This window comes from Kitasatospora sp. CM 4170 (assembly GCF_032110285.1).
Lineage (GTDB): Bacteria > Actinomycetota > Actinomycetes > Streptomycetales > Streptomycetaceae > Kitasatospora > Kitasatospora aburaviensis.
This window is the reverse complement of record NZ_CP134877.1, coordinates 5,855,631-5,876,542: the sequence shown is the minus strand read 5'-3', so window position 1 is coordinate 5,876,542 and position 20,912 is coordinate 5,855,631. Positions and strand designations below refer to the sequence as shown.

Here is a 20,912-nt window from a genome sequence, read left to right as displayed (position 1 = left end):
CATGTCCGAAACCTCCCGTTCTCAGGCCCACCTGCACCGCGACACCCCCGCCGGCACCGCCGCGCCGGCGGGCCAGCGGGGCTTCGGGGCCCGGAGAACCGCACTGGGGGTCAGCGAACTCGTCCAGGCGGCGCTGCCGCTGATCGCCGAGTGGCTCCCCACCCAGCGCTGGTACGCCGGCAAGGGACGGCCCATCACCGGCCTGACCCCGGTGGTCGGCACCCCGCTCCAGGTCGGCGACCCCGCCCTGCTGCACCTGCTGCTGCGGGTCGAGCACGCCGCCACCGCCGGCGCCCCGCACGGGGACCTCTACCAGCTGCTGCTCGGCATCCGCTCGCAGGGCCCCGCGGACATCGAGCCGACCGCGGTGCTCGGCCGGCTCAGCCAGGGCCCGTACGACGGCGCCGCGCTCTACGACGCGGTGCACGACCCGGAGCTGACCGGGCGGCTGCTGGAACACCTGGCCACCGGCGACCGGTTCGGCTCGCTGTCGTTCCGCCGCACCCCCGGTTCCGGCCTGCCCGCCAACCTCCCCGGGCGCGCCTCCACCGCCGAGCAGTCCAACAGCTCGGTCATCTACGGCACCTCGTACATCCTCAAGCTGTTCCGGCGCATCCACCCCGGCACCAACCCGGACCTGGAACTCTCGCTGGCCCTCTCGCGGGCCGGCTCCACCCGGATCCCCCGGGTCGCCGCCTGGTTCGAGAGCCGCCTGGAGCGGGCCGAACCGGCCACCCTCGGCCTGCTCCAGCGCTACCTGCCGGAGGCCGAGGACGGCTGGGAGCTGGCGCTGGACCAGGTCGGCCGGCTCAAGGGGGACCCCTCGCCCGGCAACTTCGCGATCGAGGCGCACCGGCTCGGCCGGGCCACCGCGGAGGTGCACCGGGTGCTGGCCCGCTCGATGCCGGTGGCCCGGCTGGACCGCGCCCAGACCCGGCAGCTGGCCACTGCGATGGCCGACCGCCTGGACAGCGCGGTGGCCGCCGTCCCCGGGCTGATGCGCTACCGGGCCGCGCTGCGCAGCGCCTTCCAGCAGCTGGCCGACGCCCACCCGGACGGGATGCCGGTCCAGCGGATCCACGGCGACCTGCACCTCGGCCAGGCCATGCGCACCCCGCACGGCTGGGTCCTGCTGGACTTCGAGGGCGAGCCGGCCAAGTCGGTGGCCGAGCGGCGCGAGCCGCAGACCGCGCTGCGGGACGTCGCCGCGATGCTCCGCTCCTTCGACTACGCGGCCGCCCACCTGCTGGCCGGCGGCCCGCCCGACCCGGAGCTGGCCCACCTGGCCGCCGCCTGGGCGCAGCGCAACCGCACCGCGTTCTGCGCCGGCTACACCGCCGGCGGCGGCACCGACCCGGCCGCCTCGCCGGAGCTGATGCGCGCGCTGGAGATCGACAAGGCGGTGTACGAGGTGGTCTACGAGGCCCGGCACCGGCCCAGCTGGCTGCCGATCCCGCTGGCCGCGATCAACCGGCTCGCCCTGACCGTCTGAACCACGGCCGGCCGCACCGGGGCCGGCCGCACCCGGGCCGCGCCGCTCCGGCGGTCCGTCCCCGTCCCGTCCCGTCCCGTCCCCGTCCCCGACCGCCCGTCCTCACCCAGCCCAGCCCGTCCTCGCCCAGCCCCGCCCGCGCTCCCCCGGCTCCACCCCCGCTCCCGCCCCCGGAGCAGGCCCACCTTGCCGCCGACGTTCCCGCGGCCACCCCGATTCCGCAGGAGGACCACGCCGTGACGCCGCTCGACCCGCCCGGCCGCACCACCCGTACCGTCCCCGCCACCTTCCTGGCGTCCGCGGACTCCCCCCGGCGCGAGCCCGCGGCGGCCGAGGCGCCCGCGGCACCGGCCGCCCCCCGGCGCGCCGAACCGCGGCCGCCGGTGGCGGACGACGGCCCCGCCGCGCCGGTGGGCGCGCTGCGCCTGCCCGAGGCGCCGCTGCCGCCCGCCGAGGTGGACCGGCTGGTCGGCGGGCAGCACCACGACCCGCACGCCCTGCTCGGCGCCCACCCGGTGCACGGCGGCACCGCGATCCGGGTGCTGCGCCCCTTCGCCGAGCGGGTGGTGGTGGAGACCGCGCACGGCCCGGCGGAGCTCACCCACCAGCAGGGCGGCCTGTTCACCGGCCTGCTGGCCGGGAGCGAGGTGCCCGACTACCGGCTGCTGGTGACCTATCCCGGCGGCGCGCCGCTGCGCCAGCACGACGGCTACCGCACCCCGCCGACCCTCGGCGAGCTGGACCTGCACCTGATCTCCGAGGGCCGGCACGAGCAGCTCTGGAAGGCGCTCGGCTCGCACGTGCGCACCGTCGGCGGGGTGCACGGCACCGCGTTCGCGGTCTGGGCGCCCAACGCGGCCGGCGTCCGGCTGATCGGCGACTTCAACCACTGGGACGGCACCGGGCACCCGATGCGCTCGCTCGGATCCTCCGGCATCTGGGAGCTGTTCGTGCCGGGCCTGGCCGAGGGCACCGAGTACAAGTACGAGATCCACACCCGGCAGGGCTGGGTGCTCGACAAGGCCGACCCGCTGGCCCGGGCCGCCCAGTGCCCGCCCGGCACCGCCTCGGTGGTCACCTCCTCCTCGTACCGGTGGGAGGACGGCGAGTGGATGGCCCGGCGGGCCCGCGCCGCGCACCACCGGGCGCCGATGTCGGTGTACGAGCTGCACCTGCCGTCCTGGCGGCCCGACCTCACCACCTACCGTGAGATCGCCGAGGAACTCCCGCGCTACCTCAAGGAGTTGAACTTCACCCACGTGGAGTTCATGCCGGTGATGGAGCACCCGTTCGGCGGCTCCTGGGGCTACCAGGTCTCCGGCTACTACGCCCCCACCGCCCGGCTCGGCACCCCCGACGACTTCCGCCACCTGGTCGACACCCTGCACCGGCACGGCATCGGCGTGATCGTCGACTGGGTGCCCGCGCACTTCCCCAAGGACGACTTCGCGCTGGCCCGCTTCGACGGCGAGCCGCTGTACGAGCCGGCCGACCCGCTCCGGGCCGAGCACCCGGACTGGGGCACGCTGGAGTTCGACTACGGCCGCACCGAGGTGCGCAACTTCCTGGTCGCCAACGCGGTGTACTGGTGCGAGGAGTTCCACATCGACGGCCTGCGGGTGGACGCCGTCGCCTCGATGCTCTACCTCGACTACTCCCGCGAGGGCGGCGCCTGGACGCCCAACCGGCACGGCGGACGGGAGAACCTGGACGCGGCCGCGTTCCTCCAGGAGATGAACGCCACCGTCTACCGCCGCTGCCCCGGCGTGGTCACCGTCGCCGAGGAGTCCACCGCCTGGGACGGCGTCACCCGGCCCACCGACAGCGGCGGCCTCGGCTTCGGGCTGAAGTGGAACATGGGCTGGATGCACGACTCGCTGGTGTACATGTCCAAGGAGCCGGTGCACCGCAAGTACCACCACAACGAGATGACCTTCTCGATGGTGTACGCCTACTCGGAGAACTACATCCTGCCGATCTCGCACGACGAGGTGGTGCACGGCAAGCAGGCGCTGGTCGCCAAGATGCCCGGCGACTGGTGGCAGCAGCGCGCCAACCACCGCGCCTACCTGGGCTTCATGTGGGCCCACCCGGGCAAGCAGCTGCTCTTCATGGGCCAGGAGTTCGCCCAGGGCGCGGAGTGGGACCACGAGCACGGCCCGCAGTGGTGGGTGCTCGACGAGGCGTGGCCGGCCGCCGAGGAGCACCTCGGGGTGCGCCGCCTGGTCGGCGACCTCAACCGGCAGTACCTGGACGCCCCGGCCCTGTGGGAGCAGGACACCACCCCGGACGGCTTCCGCTGGCTCGACGGCGGGGCCGCCGACGACAACCTGCTCTCCTTCGTCCGCTACGCGGCCGACGGCACGCCGCTGGTCGCCGTCTGCAACTTCTCCCCCGTCGTCCGACACGGCCACCGGGTCGGCCTGCCGGCGCTCGACGGCCGCGAGCAGCTCTGGGAGGAGGTGCTGAACACCGACGCCGAGGCGTACGGGGGCAGCGGCGTCGGCAACTCCCGCCCGGTCAAGGCCGAGGCCACCGGGTGGAACGGCCAGCCGCGCAGCGCCGAGCTGGTCCTCCCCCCGCTCGCAACCGTCTGGCTCCGCCCGGCCTGAGGGTCTAGGCTCCCCGCCTGGGACTGATCGTCAGCAGGCGGGGGGCTTGCTTCGTGTTGTTCGTGCTGAGACTGCTGTACGTCCTGCTGCCGCTCCTCTGCTGGGCGTTCCTGGTCCGTACCCGGGTGGTCGGGGCGGCCGTCCTCGCGCTCCTCGCCGGCCTGGCCGTCGCCCTCGTCGGCCTGCAGCAGGAGTGGTACTCCACCCGCGCCGCCGCCGAGTTCGAAGCCGGCTACCCGCTCCTGTCCGGCCTGGTGGTCCTGGCGGGAGCACTGACCGAGCGGCGGCTGCGCGGCCCCCGGCCGAAGAAGGAGTCCGGCACCCCGGTCGGCGGGGCCGCGGTCGCGCTCACCGTGCACGCCCTGGTCGGCGTCGCCATCGGCTTCGCCTACCGGGGACTCGCCTACGATGCCTTCCTCCCCAGCGCCACCGAGGTGTCGCTGCCGCCCGGGCTGACCGTCGAGCACGACGACGACGGCTACTGCGGCTCCAACTTCTGTGCCCGAACCCTGACCGTCGGCAGCACCACCGGCCTGCCGCCCGCCGAGGTGGCCGCCCGGCTGCGGGCCGCGCTCGCCGAGGACGGCTGGTCCCCCGGGCGCCGCAACCTCCTGCACCGCCGGCACGGGTGGCTGCTGGACCGGCGCGTGGCCGAGCTCGGGCTCACCGAGACCACGCACGGGGTCGAACTGGAGCTGTCCGGATCCGATCTCTCCGACACGCTCGCCCGGCCCTGACCGCCCCCCTCCGACGTGACCTTCGTCCCTTGCCCGCCGGGCAGGGCTCTGCTCGCGGACGTGTGTTCGTGGTGCGAAGGTATGGTCGAGACGACCACTCTCTGAGACGACGGGACGGAGACAGCCGCCGTGGCGCGCAGCGTGTACGTGACCGGGATCGACCGGGGGGACGGCCGCCAGGCGGTCGAACTCGGGGTCATGGAACTGCTCACCCGCCAGGTGGACCGGGTGGGGGTGTTCCGGCCGCTGGTGCACGCGCACGCGCCCGGAGAGGCCGGCTCCGACCACGTGGTGGAGCTGCTGCGGGCCCGCTACCGGCTGGACCTGCCGGCCGCCGAGCTGTACGGCCTCACCTACGAGGAGGCCGCCGCCCTGCAGGCCGCCCAGGGGCAGGACGAGCTGGTCTCCGTCCTGGTCGACCGCTTCCGCGCGGTGGAGCGGCGCTGCCAGGCCGTGCTGGTGCTGGGCACCGACTTCGCGGACACCAACATCCCGGACGAGCTGGCCTTCAACGCCCGGCTCGCCAACGAGTTCGGCGCCGCCGTGCTGCCGGTGGTCGGCGGCCACACCCAGGACGCCGAGGCGGTGATCGCCGAGGTCCGCAACGCCCACCGCGCCTACACCGACCTCGGCTGCGCGACGCTCGCGATGATCGCCAACCGGGTCGCCCCCTCCGCCAAGCAGCGGATCCAGCGCAAACTCACCGAGAAGCTGGCGATCCCCGCGTACGTCATCCCGGAGGAGCCGGCGCTCGCCGCACCGACCGTCGCACAGCTGGTCGAGGCCACCGGCGCCGAGGTGCTCACCGGCGACGCGGCGGGCCTGGCCAGGGACGTCCGCGGCTTCGTCTTCGGCGGCGCCATGCTGCCCACCTTCCTGGACGCGCTGACCGAGGGCGCCCTGGTGGTCACCCCCGGGGACCGCGCCGACCTGGTGATCGGCTCGCTGGCCGCGCACGCCGCCGGCGCCCCGCCGATCGCCGGCGTGCTGCTGACGCTCGGCCAGCACCCCGGCCCGAACGTCATGGCGCTGGCCGCCCGGCTGGCCCCCGGCACCCCGGTCGCGGTCGTTCCCGAGGGCAGCTGGCCCACCGCCGCCACCCTCACCCACCTGGAGGGCAAGCTCTCGGCGACCAGCCCGCGGAAGGCCGAGATCGCCCTCGGGCTCTTCGAACTGCACGTGGACACCGTCGAGTTGACCAACCGGATCGAGGTCGGCCGGTCGGAGCGGGTGACCCCGATGATGTTCGAGCACGAGCTGCTGGAGCGGGCCCGCTCAGGCCGCCGGCACGTCGTCCTCCCCGAAGGCGCCGAGGAGCGGGTGCTGCGGGCCGCCGAGATCCTGCTCCGCCGCAACATCTGCGACCTCACCCTGCTCGGCGAGCCCGACGCCGTCCGCCGCAAGGCCGCCGCGCTCGGCATCGCCCTGCCCGCCGAGGCCCCCGCGGCCGACCGCGCCCAGGTCCGGATCGTCGACCCGGCCACCAGCCCGCTGCGCCGCCAGTTCGCCGAGCTCTACGCGAAGCTGCGCGCGCACAAGGGGATGACCGTCGAGCGGGCCCTGGACGTGGTCACCGACGTCTCCTACTTCGGCACCCTGATGGTCCAGGAGGGCATAGCCGACGGCATGGTCTCCGGCGCGGTGCACTCCACCGCCGCCACCATCCGGCCCGCCTTCGAGGTGATCAAGACCTCGCCGGGCGCCGCCATCGTGTCGAGCGTCTTCTTCATGTGCCTGGCCGACAAGGTGCTGGTCTACGGCGACTGCGCGGTCAACCCGGACCCGGACGCCCAGCAGCTGGCCGACATCGCCATCCAGTCCGCCGCCACCGCCGCCCAGTTCGGTGTCGAGCCGCGGGTCGCGATGCTCTCCTACTCCACCGGCACCTCCGGCTCCGGCGCCGACGTCGACAAGGTCCGCAAGGCCACCGAGCTGGTCCGCCGGCTGCGCCCGGACATCCTGGTCGAGGGGCCGATCCAGTACGACGCGGCGGTGGACGAGCACGTCGCGGCCACCAAGCTGCCCGGTTCGCCGGTGGCCGGCCGGGCCACCGTGCTGATCTTCCCGGACCTCAACACCGGCAACAACACCTACAAGGCGGTCCAGCGCTCGGCCGGCGCGGTGGCGGTCGGCCCGGTCCTGCAGGGTCTGCGCAAGCCCGTCAACGACCTCTCGCGCGGGGCGCTGGTCGAGGACATCGTCAACACCGTCGCGATCACCGCCATCCAGTCGCAGGAGCACGGCCGACCGCGGGAGCACGGTCCGTCGCAGGAGGCACAGCAGTGAGTGAAGGCACCCGGGTCCTGGTCCTGAACGCCGGCTCCTCGTCGGTGAAGTACCAGCTGATCGACATGCTGGACGGCTCGCGCCTGGCGGCCGGCCTGGTCGAGCGGATCGGCGAGGCCGGCGGCCGGCTGGTGCACACCCCGCGCACCGGTGGGAGGCGCGAGGCGGTGCAGGTCTTCGCCGACCACGGCGCCGCCCTGAAGGCCGTCGCCGAGGAGCTGGCCGCCGACGGCGTCGGGCTGGACTCCCCCGAGCTGGCCGCGATCGGCCACCGGGTGGTCCACGGCGGCCTGCGGTTCACCGAGCCGACCGTGATCACCGACGAGGTGCTCCGGGAGATCCGCCGGCTCGTCCCGGTGGCCCCGCTGCACAACCCGGCCAACATCACCGGCATCGAGGTGGCCCGCGCGCTGCGCCCGGACCTGCCGCAGGTGGCCGTCTTCGACACCGCCTTCCACGCCTCGATGCCCGAGCACGCGGCCCGGTACGCGATCGACCGGGCGGTCGCGGACGAGCACCGGGTGCGCCGGTACGGCTTCCACGGCACCTCGCACCAGTACGTCTCGCGGGCCACCGCCCGGCTGCTCGGCAAGGACCCGGCCGAGGTCAACGTGATCGTGCTCCACCTGGGCAACGGCGCCTCCGCCTCGGCGGTATCCGGCGGGCGCTGCGTGGACACCTCGATGGGCCTCACCCCGCTGGAGGGCCTGGTGATGGGCACTCGTTCGGGTGACATCGACGCGGGCGTGGTGTTCCACCTGCACCGGGTCGGCGGCCTGTCCGTGGACGAGATCGACGCCCTGCTCAACCGCCGCAGCGGCCTGCTCGGCCTCTGCGGGGACAACGACATGCGCGAGATCATGCGCCGCGCGGAGGAGGGCGACGCGGACGCCCGGCTGGCCTTCGACGCGTACGTCCACCGGCTGCGCAAGTACATCGGCGGCTACTACGCGGTGCTCGGCCGGGTGGACGCGATCGCCTTCACCGCCGGCGTCGGCGAGAACGCGGCCCCGGTGCGGGCGGCGGCCGCCGCCGGGCTGGAGGAGCTGGGGATCGCCATCGACCCGGAGCTGAACTCGGTGCGCTCCGGCGAACCGCGGATCATCTCCTCCGCCTACTCCCGGGTCGCCGTCGCCGTGGTGCCCACCGACGAGGAGCTGGAGATCGCGCGGCAGGCGTTCGCCCTGGTCCACCGGGAGTCCGCGGACTGACACCCCGTCGTCTCGGTCCGCGAAATCCTTCGTCGGCGATTCCTCGCGATTCGCGCCGAATGCACCTATAACACGAACGGATAGACTGACCGATATGCGCCGAGCGAAAATTGTCTGCACCCTGGGTCCGGCCACGGACTCCTACGAACAGCTGAAGGCCATCGTCGAGGCGGGCATGAACGTCGCCCGACTGAACATGAGCCACGGCACCCACGCGGACCACGAGGAGCGGTACCGAAAGGTCCGCCAGGTCTCGGAGGACACCGGCAAGGCCATCGGCGTCCTTGCCGACCTCCAGGGTCCCAAGATCCGTCTGGCGACCTTCGCCAACGGCCCGGTGACCGTCGACAACGGCGACGAGTTCACCATCACCACCGAGGACGTCCCCGGTGACCAGCACATCTGCGGGACCACCTACAAGGGCCTGCCCGGCGACGTGAAGCCCGGCGACCCGATCCTGATCAACGACGGCGTCATCGCCCTGGAGGTCGTCAGCGTCGACGGCCCGCGGGTGAAGACCGTGGTGGTCGAGGGCGGCGTGCTCTCGAACAACAAGGGCATCAACCTGCCCGGCGCGGCCGTGAACGTGCCCGCCCTGTCCGAGAAGGACAAGGACGACCTGCGCTTCGCCCTGGAGCTGGGCGTCGACATGGTCGCCCTCTCCTTCGTCCGGAACGCGGCCGACATCAAGGACGTCCACGAGGTCATGGACGAGGTCGGCATCCGCGTGCCGGTCATCGCCAAGATCGAGAAGCCGCAGGCCGTCGAGGCCATGGAGGAGATCGTCCTCGCCTTCGACGCCATCATGGTGGCCCGTGGCGACCTGGCCGTCGAGTACCCGCTGGAGCGGGTGCCGCTGGTCCAGAAGCAGCTGATCACCCTGGCCCGCCGGAACGCCAAGCCGGTCATCGTCGCCACCCAGATGATGGAGTCGATGATCCACGCCTCGCGCCCGACCCGCGCCGAGGTCTCCGACGTCGCCAACGCCATCCTGGACGGCACCGACGCGGTGATGCTCTCCGCCGAGTCCAGCGTCGGCAAGTACCCGGTCGAGACGGTCCGCACCATGAGCCGGATCTGCGAGAAGGCCGAGGAGGAGCTGCTCGCCCAGGGCCTGCAGCCGCTGAACCCGGGCCGCAAGCCGCGCACCCAGGGCGGCTCGATCGCCCGCGCCGCCTGCGAGCTGGGCGACTTCCTCAACGGCAGGGCGCTGGTCGCGTTCACCAAGTCCGGTGACACCGCGCGCCGGCTCTCCCGCTACCGCTCGCCGATCCCGGTCATCGCGTTCACCCCGGACGTCGCCACCCGCAACCAGCTCTCGCTGAGCTGGGGAGTCGAGGCGCACGTCACCGAGCAGGTCGGCTCGACCGACGAGATGGTCGCCCAGGTCGACCGCGAGCTGCTGCGCATCGGCGAGCTGGGCGAGGGCGACACCGTCATCGTCACCGCCGGCTCGCCGCCCGGCGTCCCCGGCAACACCAACATGGTCCAGGTGCACCACCTGGGCACCCGCGGCGAGTAGTCGCCCGGAACCCGGAAACGCCCGTGGGGCGGTCCCCTCCGCAGTGGAGGGGACCGCCCCACGGGCGTTCGCCTAGAGGTTGCCGACGTACGGCGTGTCGTCGTTGTAGAGCCGCATGCCGGGGATCTTCAGCGTGCCGCCGAACTGACCGGACTGGACCGCCGTGACGCCGGTCATCTCCAGCCAGAGCGGGATCTCCAGCTTGCCGATCAGGTCGTACAGCCACTGCGGCAGCGGACCGTCCGGGGTGAGCGTGAGCTCGCCCAGGTCGATCGGGACCGGCAGGCCGAGCACCTTGGAGAGGTGGCCCGACATCCGCTCCACGTACATGGTGACCGGGCCCTTGCGCATGGTGGAGACCGAGCCCGGCGCGCCCTTGACGTGGAAGGTCTTGCCGTTGCCCTCCAGTGTCGACATGTCGAGGTTCTCGATGTCCACGCTGTCGACCACGAACTTCAGCACCCGCTTGGTGCCGGTGGGCGTCTGGACCTTGACCACGCCCATCAGCACGGCGTGGTTCAGCGTCAGCCGGCTGGTCTGCAGGGTCCAGTTCTGGTCCGGGACGAGGATCGGGTTGTCCGGCTTGTCGCCGGCCGAGAGGCCCTTCAGCGGGACGAGGCAGTTCGGGTCGGCGCTCGGTGAGGCGGAGGCGGAGGCGGACGGCGTCCGGGCCCCGGCCGACGGCGCCGCCGAGCCGGTGGCCTTCGCGCCGGCGGACGGCTTCACGGTGGTCTTGCCACTGCCCGTCGAGGCGGACGCCGCCGGGCGCGGCGCGCCGGACGGGGCGCCGGACGGCGCGGCCACGGGGGCCGGGCCGGCGGCGGAGGACGGCGCGGGTGCGGCGGGCTCCTGGGTGCCCGCGGCCGGGGCGGCCGGGGCCGCCACCGCGCGGTTGCCGGCGGCGGGCGCCGTCGCCGCGGACGGCGCGGCGGGCGCCGCCTTCGCGCCGCCGGCGGAGGCCGACGGGCTGGGCGAGGCGCTCGGGTTGAGCAGGTTGGTGATGCCGCCGACGACGTCGTCGATCAGCCCGGCCTGGACCACCCCGCCGGAGCCGCCGGCGGTCGCGGACCGGACCGGCGCCGCGGCCGGGCTCGACGCGGGCGCCGGGGCCTGGCTGCTCGGCGCGGACGTCGGAGCCGTCGGGGCCGCCGGCGTCGTGGGGGCCGCCGTCGGCGCGGGCGCCGTCGAGGGCGCGGCCGGCGCGGTGGTCGGGTCCGCCGGGAGCGGCACGGACGGGCCGGGCAGCGGCGGGGGCAGCTCGCTCTTCGGAACGGGCGTCTCGGCCACCGTGGGCGGCTGCACCGGGGTGTCCGGCGCGCTGGCGCAGGTCTTCCCGGCGGCCGGCTCGGCGACGGCCGCGTTCGGCGTGTAGGTGGCGGCCATCAGCAGTGCGGTCGGCACCGCGGCCATGGCCAGCGCCCGCCCTCGCAGTCTGATCCGGACCGGCGTCCGGCGGGCGGCGTGCCGCCCGGAGCGCTGCTCCGGCTGCGCGGGCCGGCCCTGCTGCTCCTCCGGGGCGGTCACCGTGCCTCCTCGACGTCGCCGCCCTGCTGCCGCGGGACGGTGCCCTCGGCGGTCGGGGCCTTGTCGAGGACCGGCCGCTCGCCCTGGCCGGGCACGGCCGGCAGCTGCGCGGTGGCGGCCTCGGCGGGGGCGGCCCCGGCGGTCGCGGCCCGGGCCGCGGTGGCCTCCGCGACGGGCGCGGCGGCAACGGTCTCGGCGGTCGCGGCGTCGACGGCAACGGCCTCGGCTGCGGTGGCGGCGGCCGGCTCGGCCGCGACCGGGTTCGGCGCCCAGGCGACCATCAGCCCGCCGCCGATCAGGCCCGGCAGCAATGACATGCCGAAGCCGGAGAGGTTGGAGACCGGGATCGACACCAGGGTGAGCAGCATGGTGGCGACACCGGCGAAGATCCGCACGGCCGACTGGAACCAGGCGGTCAGCCCGAGCACGATCAACAGGATGCCGATGATCAGCGACCCGGCGCCGGCCGTGGTGGCCATGGCCACCGTCATGCCGTTCAGCGAGAGCTTGGCATAGGGGAAGTACATGATCGGGACGCCGGCGAACATGGCCAGCAGACCGCCGTAGAACGGCCGGGACCGGCGGAAATTACGGAACACCCGGCGCACCCACTGGACGGGGTTCTCGTGGTCGGCGGGCCGCAGCTCGGCAAGGGCGCTGGACACGGTGCAGCTCCTCGATGGTGTGAACGAGGGGAGAAACGGGAGGGGGAGGCCCGGGGACGGCGCACACACCGTCCCCGGCCCCCCGGGTGCCGTGGTCGGCGGCGGATCGAGGGACCCGCCGCCGGTCAGCGGCCTAGTAGCACTCGTGCCCGCCGTCGGTGTGCAGGTTGAGCTTCAGGCCGTTCAGCGTGAAGGTGCCGGCCGAGGTGGCCCACGCAGTCTGCTGAACGTTGTACAGGTCGGCCTTCTCGGCCGCCTGGGCGAAGCCGACCTTGCCGGTGGGCTTGGTGCTGCCGGGCAGCGCGCCCTTCCAGTTCTCGGTCGCGGTGCCCTTGAGGGTCGCGGCGTCCTGGCCGATGTTGATGTTGGTGAACTCGGCGTCCGCGTTCAGCTGGTCCAGGTCGATCAGCAGGTTCTTGGCGGAGACCTGCTTCGCCACGTCGTCGGAGTAGCCGGCCTCCAGACGCAGGGTGATCTTGGGCAGCTTCCACGGCAGGCCGGGGATGATGTTCGGGTCGGTCACCACCGACTGGCAGAGGCCCTTGATGGTGGCCGAGTCGAACGCCGAGACGGCGATCGGGTGCGGCGTGCCGTTGGCCTCGGCGTCGATCGAGCCGAACTGCGCGAAGTTCTTGCCGTGCAGCTCCTGCGTGGTGACCTTGAAGCTCTGGCCGGAGACGCTGAACGACGCCGCGAGCGCGTTGTTGGCCATCGCGACGCCGACCGCGGCGGTGGCGGCGATGCCCGGCACCATCACGAGGGCGAAGCGCTTCCAGCGGGTCTTGCCGTAGGTCTGGGACATGCGAGTCCTCCTTCTAGGACGTACATCTCCGGCGCCCGGCGGTGCGTCCCGCACCGGTGGGGGCCTGGGATGGGAGAGAGCTACGTCCTCGGTAGCGGAGAGCGCCGTGAGCGTCGTCGGACGCGGGAGCGGCCGGCACACAGCGGCACTCCCGTCCCTTCACCGACCACCCCTGCGGGGCGGCGGGCAGGACCGACGACATCGGCGATCACCCCCGAGCGACAACCAGCGACCGCGCGGGCCGCGCGGCCGGTCGAAGGACAGGAACCGCCGTGGGACCGCGGATACCCCCCTGCCCTCCCTGCCGCCGGCCGTGACCGACGGCTTGCCCGGTGGGGATCCCTCGCTCCGTCCGCCGACCGGCTGTCGGGGGTGTGGAGTCTGGGACCGGGCGTCGCCGATGCTGCTTGAATCCCGGGCGAAGCACAAGGGGTTCATTACTGACGGGTAATCCAACATCACATGTCGACGATCATGGAATCGGCAGACCGCTCACCCAGCGTGACGAAATGGAGGAAACGTGACGGCGAAATCCGCCGGAAACACCTGCGAAACACCCGTGGGTGATCACCTGAAGTGACCACCCACGGGTGTTGTCAAGATTTGGTAAACCTCTCACGCGATGACCGTATTGTCGCCAAATCACCAGCGACACCGCAGGTCATCCGCCGTGCCAGAACGCGCCCGCAGGGGGCGTCCGGCCGGGCCCGGCGCGGCCGGCTCAGAACAGCACGCGGGCCAGTGCCGTCCGCGCCGCCGTCACCCGCGGGTCCTCCGGGCCGATCACCTCGAACAGCTCCAGCAGACGGAGCCGGGCGGTGTCCCGGTCCTCGCCGAAGGTCTTGCCGACGGTGTCCACCAGCCGGCCGAAGGCGTCCTCGACGTGCCCGCCGACCAGGTCCAGGTCGGCCGCCCGCAGCTGGGCCTCGACGTCCTTGGGGTCGGCCGCGGCCGCCGCCCGGACGGCCTGCGGGTCGAGCGCCTCGACCCGGTGGAGCAGCTCCGCCTGGGCCAGGCCCAGCCTGGCCTCGGTGTTGCCCGGCTGGTCGGCCAGGACGTTCCGGTACGCCTGGACCGCGCCGCCCAGGTCGCCCCGGTCCAGCGCGTCGTGCGCGGCCGCCAGCGCCGGGTCCTCCGGGACCACGGGCGCGGCCTCGCCGGCCGCACCGGGCTCCGCGGAGCCGCCGACCACGCCGAACCGCTGCTCGGCGACCAGGATCAGCTGGTCCAGCACCTTGCGGACGTTGGCCTCGCTCTCGGCCCCCTGGAACAGCGGGACCAGCTGGCCGGCCACCACGGCCATCACGGCCGGGATGCCCTGGATGCCGAACTGCTGGGCGAGCAGCTGGTTGGCCTCGACGTCGATCTTGGCGAGGACGATCCGGCCGGCGTACTCCTCGGCCAGCCGCTCCAGGATCGGGCTGAGCTGCTTGCACGGGCCGCACCACTCGGCCCAGAAGTCGATGACCACCGGAACTTCGGTGGAGCGCTGGACGACCTCGGACTCGAAGGTGTCCTCGGTGACGTCGATGACGAGCTCGTACGCGGACTGGGGGGTCGCCACCCCGGCCGCCTCGGCGGCGGCCGCCTGACGGGCCCGCTCGGCCCGGGCCTGCTCGGCCTTCTGGGCAGCCTCGCCGGCTGCCTTCACTGCGGCGAGATCGACCGCACCGCGCAGGGCGGAGCTGTTGGGACGCGAATTCCGTGGCTGCATGGCACCATCCTCCCCCGTCCGCGCCGCTCCCGGGCACCAACCTGGGAAAACCGCCCCGCGCGGGCTGCGCGGCACCGGCTCCCGGGCCTTCGCCCACCCCCGAAACCTGAACCGTTCGGCGCGGATCCCCACCCGCGCCCGCGCCGCCCCCGTCCCACGGGGTTGCGGCGCCTGGTTGTCACTGCTTTCGCTACGACTCGTAGCGTAACTGGATCGAGGGCCCCCGCCGCAACCCCATCCACCGTTCCCGGGACGTGAGCTGCCCCACTTTCCCGGGCGGCCAGGCTGACCTGGAGTGCGGGGAGTCGCTACCGTTACCGGTCCCACCCATGTTACTTACCAGTAAATCGCAAGGAGGCGCGGTGCCGGCCCCCCAGCCCCCCGTGACCCCGGACCGGCCGGCCCACCAGGACGGCCTCCCGGCAGCCCCGGAGAGCCCCGACAGCACCACCGCCCGGGCCAAGGGCAGGCCGCGCAGCGCCGCCGCCGACCGCGCCATCCTGGACGCCACCCGCGAGGCCCTGGCCGAGCTGGGCTGGGGCGGCCTGACCATGGGCCACGTGGCCACCCGGGCCAAGGTCGCCAAGACCACCCTGTACCGCCGCTGGCCGTCCAAGAACGAGCTGGTGGTGGACGCCGTCGCCAGCCTCTTCGACGAGCTGGTGATGCCCGACCTCGGCAGCCTGCGGGCGGACATCGAGGCGGTGGTGTCCCAGTTCGCCGCCCTGCTGGCCCGGCCGGAGACCCAGGCGGCGCTGCTCGCCCTGTTCGCCGAGGGCACCCGCGACCCGCAGCTGCGGCGGCGGATCCGGGAGGCGATCGTCGACCCGCAGAAGCGCCTCGTCCGGCAGGGCCGGGCGGCCGCGCAGGCGCGCGGCGAGCTGGCCCCGGACTGCGACGAGACGGCGGCCTGCGAGGAGGTGGACATCATCTTCGACACCATCGCCGGGACGGTGGAGCACCGGGTGCTGGTGAGCGGCGAACCGATCACCGCCGAGTGGACCAGGCGGTTCACCACCCTGCTGCTCGGGCCGTTCCCCAGTCTGGTGCCCTGACCGGACGCGGCCCCGCGCCCGGACACGCCGAAGCCGCCCCCGCACGGAATGTGCGGGGGCGGCTTCGGCGTACGGGGCCGGGAGGCGTCAGAACGCGGCGGGCTCCCGGTAGATCCCCCACTCCTCGCGCAGGGCGTTGCAGATCTCGCCGAGGGTCGCCTCCGCCCGGACGGCGTCCAGCATCGGCGGGATCATCGACTCGCCGGAGCGCGCCGCCGCCAGCATGGCGTCCAGTCCGGCCCGCACCGCCGCCTCGTCCCGGCCGGCCTTGCGCTCGCGCAGCACGCGCACCTGCTCGCGCTCGACCTCGTGGCTGACCCGCAGGATCTCCAGCTCGGGGGTGACGCTGCGCGGGTGGCAGTTGACGCCGACGACGCGCTTCTCGCCCTTCTCCACCCCCTGCTGGTACTGGAAGGCCGCCTCGGCGATCTCGCCGGTGAACCAGCCCTCCTCGATCCCGCGCAGGATGCCGGAGGTGATCGGGCCGATCTCGTGGTCCTCGCGGCCCTTGTCCAGGATCCGCTGGAAGATCGCCTCGGCCTGCTGCTCGATCCGGTCGGTGAGCGCCTCGACGTACCAGGAGCCGCCCAGCGGGTCGGCCACGTTGGTGATGCCGGTCTCCTCCATCAGCACCTGCTGGGTGCGCAGGGCGATCTCGGCGGCCTGCTCCGAGGGGAGCGCGAGGGTCTCGTCCAGGGCGTTGGTGTGCAGCGAGTTGGTGCCGCCGAGCACCGCCGAGAGCGCCTCGACGGCGGTGCGGACCACGTTGTTGTACGGCTGCTGCGCGGTCAGCGAGACGCCGGCGGTCTGGGTGTGGAAGCGCAGCCACTGCGCCTTGTCGGTCGTGGCGCCGAAGCGGTCGCGCATCCAGCGGGCCCAGATCCGTCGGGCGGCGCGGAACTTGGCGATCTCCTCGAAGAAGTCGAGGTGCGCGTCGAAGAAGAACGAGAGGCCGGGCGCGAAGACGTCCACGTCCAGGCCGCGGGAGAGGCCCAGCTCGACGTAGGCGAAGCCGTCCGCCAGCGTGTACGCCAGCTCCTGCGCGGCCGTCGCCCCGGCCTCGCGGATGTGGTAGCCGGAGACCGAGAGCGGCTTGTACGCCGGGATGCCCTCGGCGCAGTACGCCATCAGGTCGCCGATCAGGCGCAGGTGCGGCTCGGGGGCGAAGAGCCACTCCTTCTGGGCGATGTACTCCTTGAAGATGTCCGTCTGCAGGGTGCCGTTGAGCACCGCCGGGTCGACGCCCTGGCGCTCGGCGGCGACCAGGTACATGCAGAAGATCGGGACGGCCGGGCCGCTGATCGTCATCGAGGTGGTGACGTCGCCGAGCGGGATGCCCTGGAACAGGACCTCCATGTCGGCGGCCGAGTCGATCGCCACACCGCAGTGGCCGACCTCGCCGAGCGACTTCGGGTCGTCGGAGTCGTAGCCCATCAGGGTGGGCATGTCGAAGGCCACCGAGAGGCCGCCGCCGCCCGCCTCCAGGATCATCCGGTAGCGCTCGTTGGTCTGCTGGGCGTTGCCGAAGCCGGCGAACTGGCGGATGGTCCACGTCCGCCCGCGGTAGCCGGTCGGGTGCAGGCCGCGGGTGAAGGGGTACTCGCCCGGCCAGCCGATCCGCTCGAAGCCCGGCACGGCCTGTCCGGGGGCCGGCCCGTAGACCGGCTCGACCTCGTCGCCGGAGAGGGTGGTGAAGTCCGCGTCCCGCTTGCGGGCGCTGTCGTACCGCTGCTGCCAGCGCTGCCGCCCGCGCTCGATCTCCTCGGCGTCCATGGCCAAGAACTCCGCTCCGTACGGCCGCCACGGCACCGGGCGGCACAGCTATTAGGACGTCCTACTAATTTACTCGGACGTCCTAGTACTTGTCGACGGCAACACGCCCCCGGACCCGCGGACGGGCGCGGACATGCGAAAGGGCGCCCCTCCCCCGGGCGGGGAAGGGGCGCCCTCGCAGGCGCGGCGGGTCAGACGCCGGCGGTCTGGCGGGCGGCCCCGCCGGCCGGCAGCTTGGCGGCGGCCTCCGCGGCCACCCGGCGCTCGGCGAAGAAGGAGGCGAGCGGGATGCAGCCGGCGGCCAGGGTGAAGACCATCCGGCCGAGCGGCCACTTGAGCTTCTGGCCGAGCAGGAAGGTCACCACGAAGTACCCGATGTAGAGGTAGCCGTGCAGCATCGCCACGTACGTGGTCAGGTCCTCGGCGGTGTCGAAGCCGTACTTCGCCACCATGAAGCCGCAGAACACCAGCAGCGCCACGCCGGTCGCCACGGCCAGGGCCCGGTACCAGCCCAGCAGGGGGGTCGCCTTCATACTCACATCGCCTCGCTCGGCAGGATCGGCCGGTACGCCCCGATCCGCGCACCGCTCCGAACGAGGGTAGCCGCCGCTTACGGGTGCGCCGTGCAGCGGCCTCGGGCCCGCCCGGTGGATCACGGCGGCCCCGCGCCGATCCCCACCCGGCCGGCGCCGATCCCTACCCGGCCGGGGTGCCGCCCTCCTCCTCGAAGTCGCCGGCGGCGACCCGCAGCGGCCTGAGCAGCTCGAAGACCTGCCGGCACTGGTCGGCGCCGTACTCCTCCAGGCCGAACTCCATCGCCATCAGCTCCCGGGTGGCGTCCTCCACCGCCTCGCGGCCGCGTGCGGTGATCGAGGCGAGCACGCCCCGGCCGTCCAGCGGGTTGGGGCGGCGGGCGACCAGGCCGGCCCGCTCCAGGCGGTCGACGGTGTTGGTGACGCTGGTCGGGTGGACCATGAGCCGCTCGCCGATCTTGGACAGCGAGAGTTCGCCGGTCCGGCTGAAGGTCAGCAGCACCAGCGCCTCGTAGCGGGCGAAGGTCAGCCCGTACGGCTTGAGCACCGCGTCCACCCGCGAGAGCAGGATCTGGTGGGCGCGCATGATCGAGGTGATCGCCGCCATCGAGGGCACGGAGCCCCAGCGGCGGGTCCAGAGCTCGTCGGCGCGGGCGATCGGGTCGAAGTCGAGTGCGAGGGGCTTGGGCACCTCCTTACCGTACCGGCGGGCGGGACGGGTGTTACCAGGCGTCCTGATGGTGGACAAGCGCGACGCGTGGCGGGATCCCGCCAGTGGGGCGCGCTGGTCCGTACCAGCACGTTGCACACGTGTGAACGGACGCCAACCGCCGCCGACGGGCGGACGGTTGACGCCGGGACGGGCGCTCGGCCCGCGATCAGGCGTCGGTTCGGGCGGTAACCCGCTGAAAGACGGGGCGCTTTGACCGCTTTTGTCGTTCTGTTCACAATCCGCCGGACTGGCGAGACCTGGCCAATTGGTGAACCAGACCTGTCATTTCACTTGTTGGATTGTCATGCTTTCGGCCAGCCCCGTCCGGCAGGCCGTCACCCCACTCATCGGCGGCCCGCCGCTCGACCGCACGGAGCAGCACGTCAGCGCCCGTTCCGCCCCTCAGGTGCCAACCCCGGCACCCCGGAACGCGGTGCGACCGCGCACACGCGGTTTCCCGGAAGGACCTGTACGTGAAGCGAAAGCTCGCAGCCGGCGCCGTACTCTCCGCCACCGCCCTCCTCACCGGCGTCATCCAGGTGAGCACCGCCGCCCAGGCCGCCCCGACCCCGTCGGCCGCGGCCCAGGCCGCGCAGCAGCGCGAGGCCGTCCTCTCGGTGGCGAAGGGTCAGGCCGACCCGCTGGCCAAGGCGCTGGCGCTGGGCGGCCAGGAGAAGCTGGTCGCCAAGGACGCCGTGGTGGACGCCAACGGGACCCGCCACCTCCGCTTCGAGCGCACCTTCGCCGGCCTGCCCGTCCTCGGCGGCGACCTGGTCGTGCACCAGGCCGCCGACGGCGCCGTGAAGTCCGTGGACAAGGCCGTCACCGAGCAGATCGCCCTGCCGAGCCTGACCCCGAAGATCCCCGCCGACCAGGCCTCCGCCCAGGCCTCGGGCGCGGTCCAGGCGACCGTCGGCATCACCGCCGACAAGGACGAGTCCCCGCTGAAGGAGGTCCACCAGGCCGGCGCCGCCCAGCTGGTGGTCTGGGCCGCCGACGGCAACCCGCGTCTGGCGTACCGGACGACCGTCGAGGGCCTGCGCGCCGACGGCACCCCGTCGAGCCAGCTGCTGGTCACCGACGCCGCCACCGGCGAGGTGCTCTCCACCCACGAGCAGGTGCAGACCGCGACCGGCACCGGCAAGGGCGTCTTCGTCGGCACCGTCCCGCTGACCACCACCCAGAGCGGCTCGACCTACCAGCTCAAGGACACCACCCGCGGCGGCCAGTCCACCAGCGACCTCAAGAACCGGACCTCCGGCTCGGGCACCCTGTACACCGACGCCGACAACACCTGGGGCACCGGCACCGTCTCCAGCGGCCAGTCGGCCGCGGTGGACGCGCAGTTCGGCGCGGCGGCCACCTGGGACTACTACAAGAACTCCTTCGGCCGTCTCGGCATCAAGAACAACGGGGTCGGCGCCACCAGCCGCGTGCACTACGGCCGGAACTACGTGAACGCGTTCTGGAACGACTCCTGCTTCTGCATGACCTACGGTGACGGCGACGGCAACACCCACCCGCTGACCGAGCTCGACGTGGCCGGCCACGAGATGACCCACGGCGTCACCTCGGCCACCGCGGGCCTCAACTACTCGGGCGAGTCCGGCGGCCTCAACGAGGCCACCTCGGACATCTTCGGGACCATGGTCGAGTTCTCCGCCAACCTGGCGTCCGACACCCCGGACTACCTGATCGGCGAGCTGATCGACATCAACGGCGACGGCACGCCGCTGCGCTACATGGACAAGCCCTCCAAGGACGGCGGCTCCGCCGACTCCTGGTCCTCCGGCGTCGGCAACCTGGACGTCCACTACTCGTCCGGCGTGGCCAACCACTTCTTCTACCTGCTGGCCGAGGGCAGCGGCGCCAAGACCATCAACGGCGTCGCCTACAACAGCCCGACCTCGAACGGCTCCACCGTCACGGGCATCGGCCGGACCAAGGCCGCGGCCATCTGGTACCGCGCCCTGACCGTGTACTGGACCTCCACCACCAACTACAAGGGCGCCCGCACCGGCACCCTGAGCGCGGCGGCCGACCTCTACGGCGCGGGCAGCGCCGAGTACAACGCGGTGGCGGCCGCGTGGAGCGGCGTCAACGTCAACTGACGCCGGCGCCGAAGGGGCGCCCGGGGTCCTCACTGGGAGGGGAGGCCCCGGGCGCTCCGGCGCTCCCGGGGCCGACCGGACGGCGGGACCCCGCGGCCGACCGGCGTTCCCGCGCCCGAGCAGACCCCGGGGCCCGCCGGGTAGCAAGCGGCACAGCCCCCGG

15 protein-coding genes are annotated in these 20,912 nt (G+C 73.2%); 8 read left to right on the top strand and 7 right to left on the bottom strand.

Translation table 11 applies throughout. The features are described from left to right. Nucleotide 1 precedes the first annotated feature (1 nt). The 6 genes from RMN57_RS25160 (at nt 2) to pyk (ending at nt 9,860) form a co-directional block, all read left to right on the top strand. Entirely contained in the window at nt 2–1,492 is a 1,491-nt protein-coding gene (locus RMN57_RS25160) for a maltokinase N-terminal cap-like domain-containing protein (RefSeq protein ID WP_313765588.1), read from the top strand. A gap of 236 nt (nt 1,493–1,728) precedes the next feature. Continuing rightward, complete coding sequence (glgB, locus tag RMN57_RS25155) at nt 1,729–4,104, top strand: 1,4-alpha-glucan branching protein GlgB (RefSeq protein ID WP_313765587.1); 2,376 nt, start codon at nt 1,729–1,731, stop codon at nt 4,102–4,104. 62 nt (nt 4,105–4,166) lie between these two features. After that, nucleotides 4,167–4,841: a hypothetical protein gene (locus RMN57_RS25150; RefSeq protein ID WP_313765586.1), complete on the top strand. Its 675-nt coding sequence runs from the start codon at nt 4,167–4,169 to the stop codon at nt 4,839–4,841. Between the two features lie 129 nt (nt 4,842–4,970). Then, the gene (pta, locus tag RMN57_RS25145; RefSeq protein WP_313765585.1) at nt 4,971–7,127 is read left to right on the top strand and encodes a phosphate acetyltransferase; all 2,157 of its coding nucleotides are present in this window, start codon (nt 4,971–4,973) and stop codon (nt 7,125–7,127) included. Then, nucleotides 7,124–8,338 (top strand): acetate kinase, encoded by a 1,215-nt coding sequence (locus tag RMN57_RS25140; RefSeq protein ID WP_313765584.1) that lies wholly within the window; start codon nt 7,124–7,126, stop codon nt 8,336–8,338. The genes pta and RMN57_RS25140 overlap by 4 nt, the downstream gene beginning before the upstream one ends. Before the next feature lie 94 nt (nt 8,339–8,432). After that, the gene (pyk, locus tag RMN57_RS25135; protein ID WP_313765583.1) at nt 8,433–9,860 is read left to right on the top strand and encodes a pyruvate kinase; all 1,428 of its coding nucleotides are present in this window, start codon (nt 8,433–8,435) and stop codon (nt 9,858–9,860) included. Between the two features lie 72 nt (nt 9,861–9,932). On the opposite strand, the gene RMN57_RS25130 is transcribed toward pyk, so the two are convergent. The 4 genes from RMN57_RS25130 to RMN57_RS25115 form a co-directional block, all read right to left on the bottom strand. After that, a complete protein-coding gene (locus RMN57_RS25130; protein WP_313765582.1) occupies nt 9,933–11,384 on the bottom strand; it encodes a hypothetical protein in 1,452 nt (483 codons plus the stop codon). Next, nucleotides 11,381–12,049, bottom strand: coding sequence for a DUF6114 domain-containing protein (locus tag RMN57_RS25125; protein WP_313765581.1), 669 nt, complete (start codon nt 12,047–12,049; stop codon nt 11,381–11,383). The genes RMN57_RS25130 and RMN57_RS25125 overlap by 4 nt, the downstream gene beginning before the upstream one ends. A gap of 133 nt (nt 12,050–12,182) precedes the next feature. Then, nucleotides 12,183–12,851, bottom strand: a complete 669-nt coding sequence (locus tag RMN57_RS25120; RefSeq protein ID WP_313765580.1) for a DUF6230 family protein — start codon at nt 12,849–12,851, stop codon at nt 12,183–12,185. Nucleotides 12,852–13,572: 721 nt separating this feature from the next. Further along, nucleotides 13,573–14,565 carry a tetratricopeptide repeat protein gene (locus RMN57_RS25115; protein WP_313765579.1) on the bottom strand — a complete coding sequence of 331 codons (993 nt, stop codon included), beginning with the start codon at nt 14,563–14,565 and terminating at the stop codon, nt 13,573–13,575. 497 nt (nt 14,566–15,062) lie between these two features. Between RMN57_RS25115 and RMN57_RS25110 the strand changes: the two genes are divergently transcribed. After that, nucleotides 15,063–15,620, top strand: coding sequence for a TetR/AcrR family transcriptional regulator (locus RMN57_RS25110; RefSeq protein WP_313767957.1), 558 nt, complete (start codon nt 15,063–15,065; stop codon nt 15,618–15,620). An 87-nt stretch (nt 15,621–15,707) separates the two neighbouring features. Here the strand turns inward: RMN57_RS25110 and RMN57_RS25105 are convergent, their stop codons facing one another. The 3 genes from RMN57_RS25105 to RMN57_RS25095 form a co-directional block, all read right to left on the bottom strand. Then, complete coding sequence (locus RMN57_RS25105; protein WP_313765578.1) at nt 15,708–17,393, bottom strand: methylmalonyl-CoA mutase family protein; 1,686 nt, start codon at nt 17,391–17,393, stop codon at nt 15,708–15,710. A 191-nt stretch (nt 17,394–17,584) separates the two neighbouring features. Further along, complete coding sequence (locus tag RMN57_RS25100; protein ID WP_313765577.1) at nt 17,585–17,926, bottom strand: DUF3817 domain-containing protein; 342 nt, start codon at nt 17,924–17,926, stop codon at nt 17,585–17,587. Nucleotides 17,927–18,089: 163 nt separating this feature from the next. Next, nucleotides 18,090–18,617: a MarR family transcriptional regulator gene (locus RMN57_RS25095; RefSeq protein WP_313765576.1), complete on the bottom strand. Its 528-nt coding sequence runs from the start codon at nt 18,615–18,617 to the stop codon at nt 18,090–18,092. A 494-nt stretch (nt 18,618–19,111) separates the two neighbouring features. On the opposite strand from RMN57_RS25095, the gene RMN57_RS25090 reads away from it, so the two are divergent. Beyond that, nucleotides 19,112–20,749 (top strand): M4 family metallopeptidase, encoded by a 1,638-nt coding sequence (locus tag RMN57_RS25090; protein ID WP_313765575.1) that lies wholly within the window; start codon nt 19,112–19,114, stop codon nt 20,747–20,749. Nucleotides 20,750–20,912: the final 163 nt, after the last annotated feature.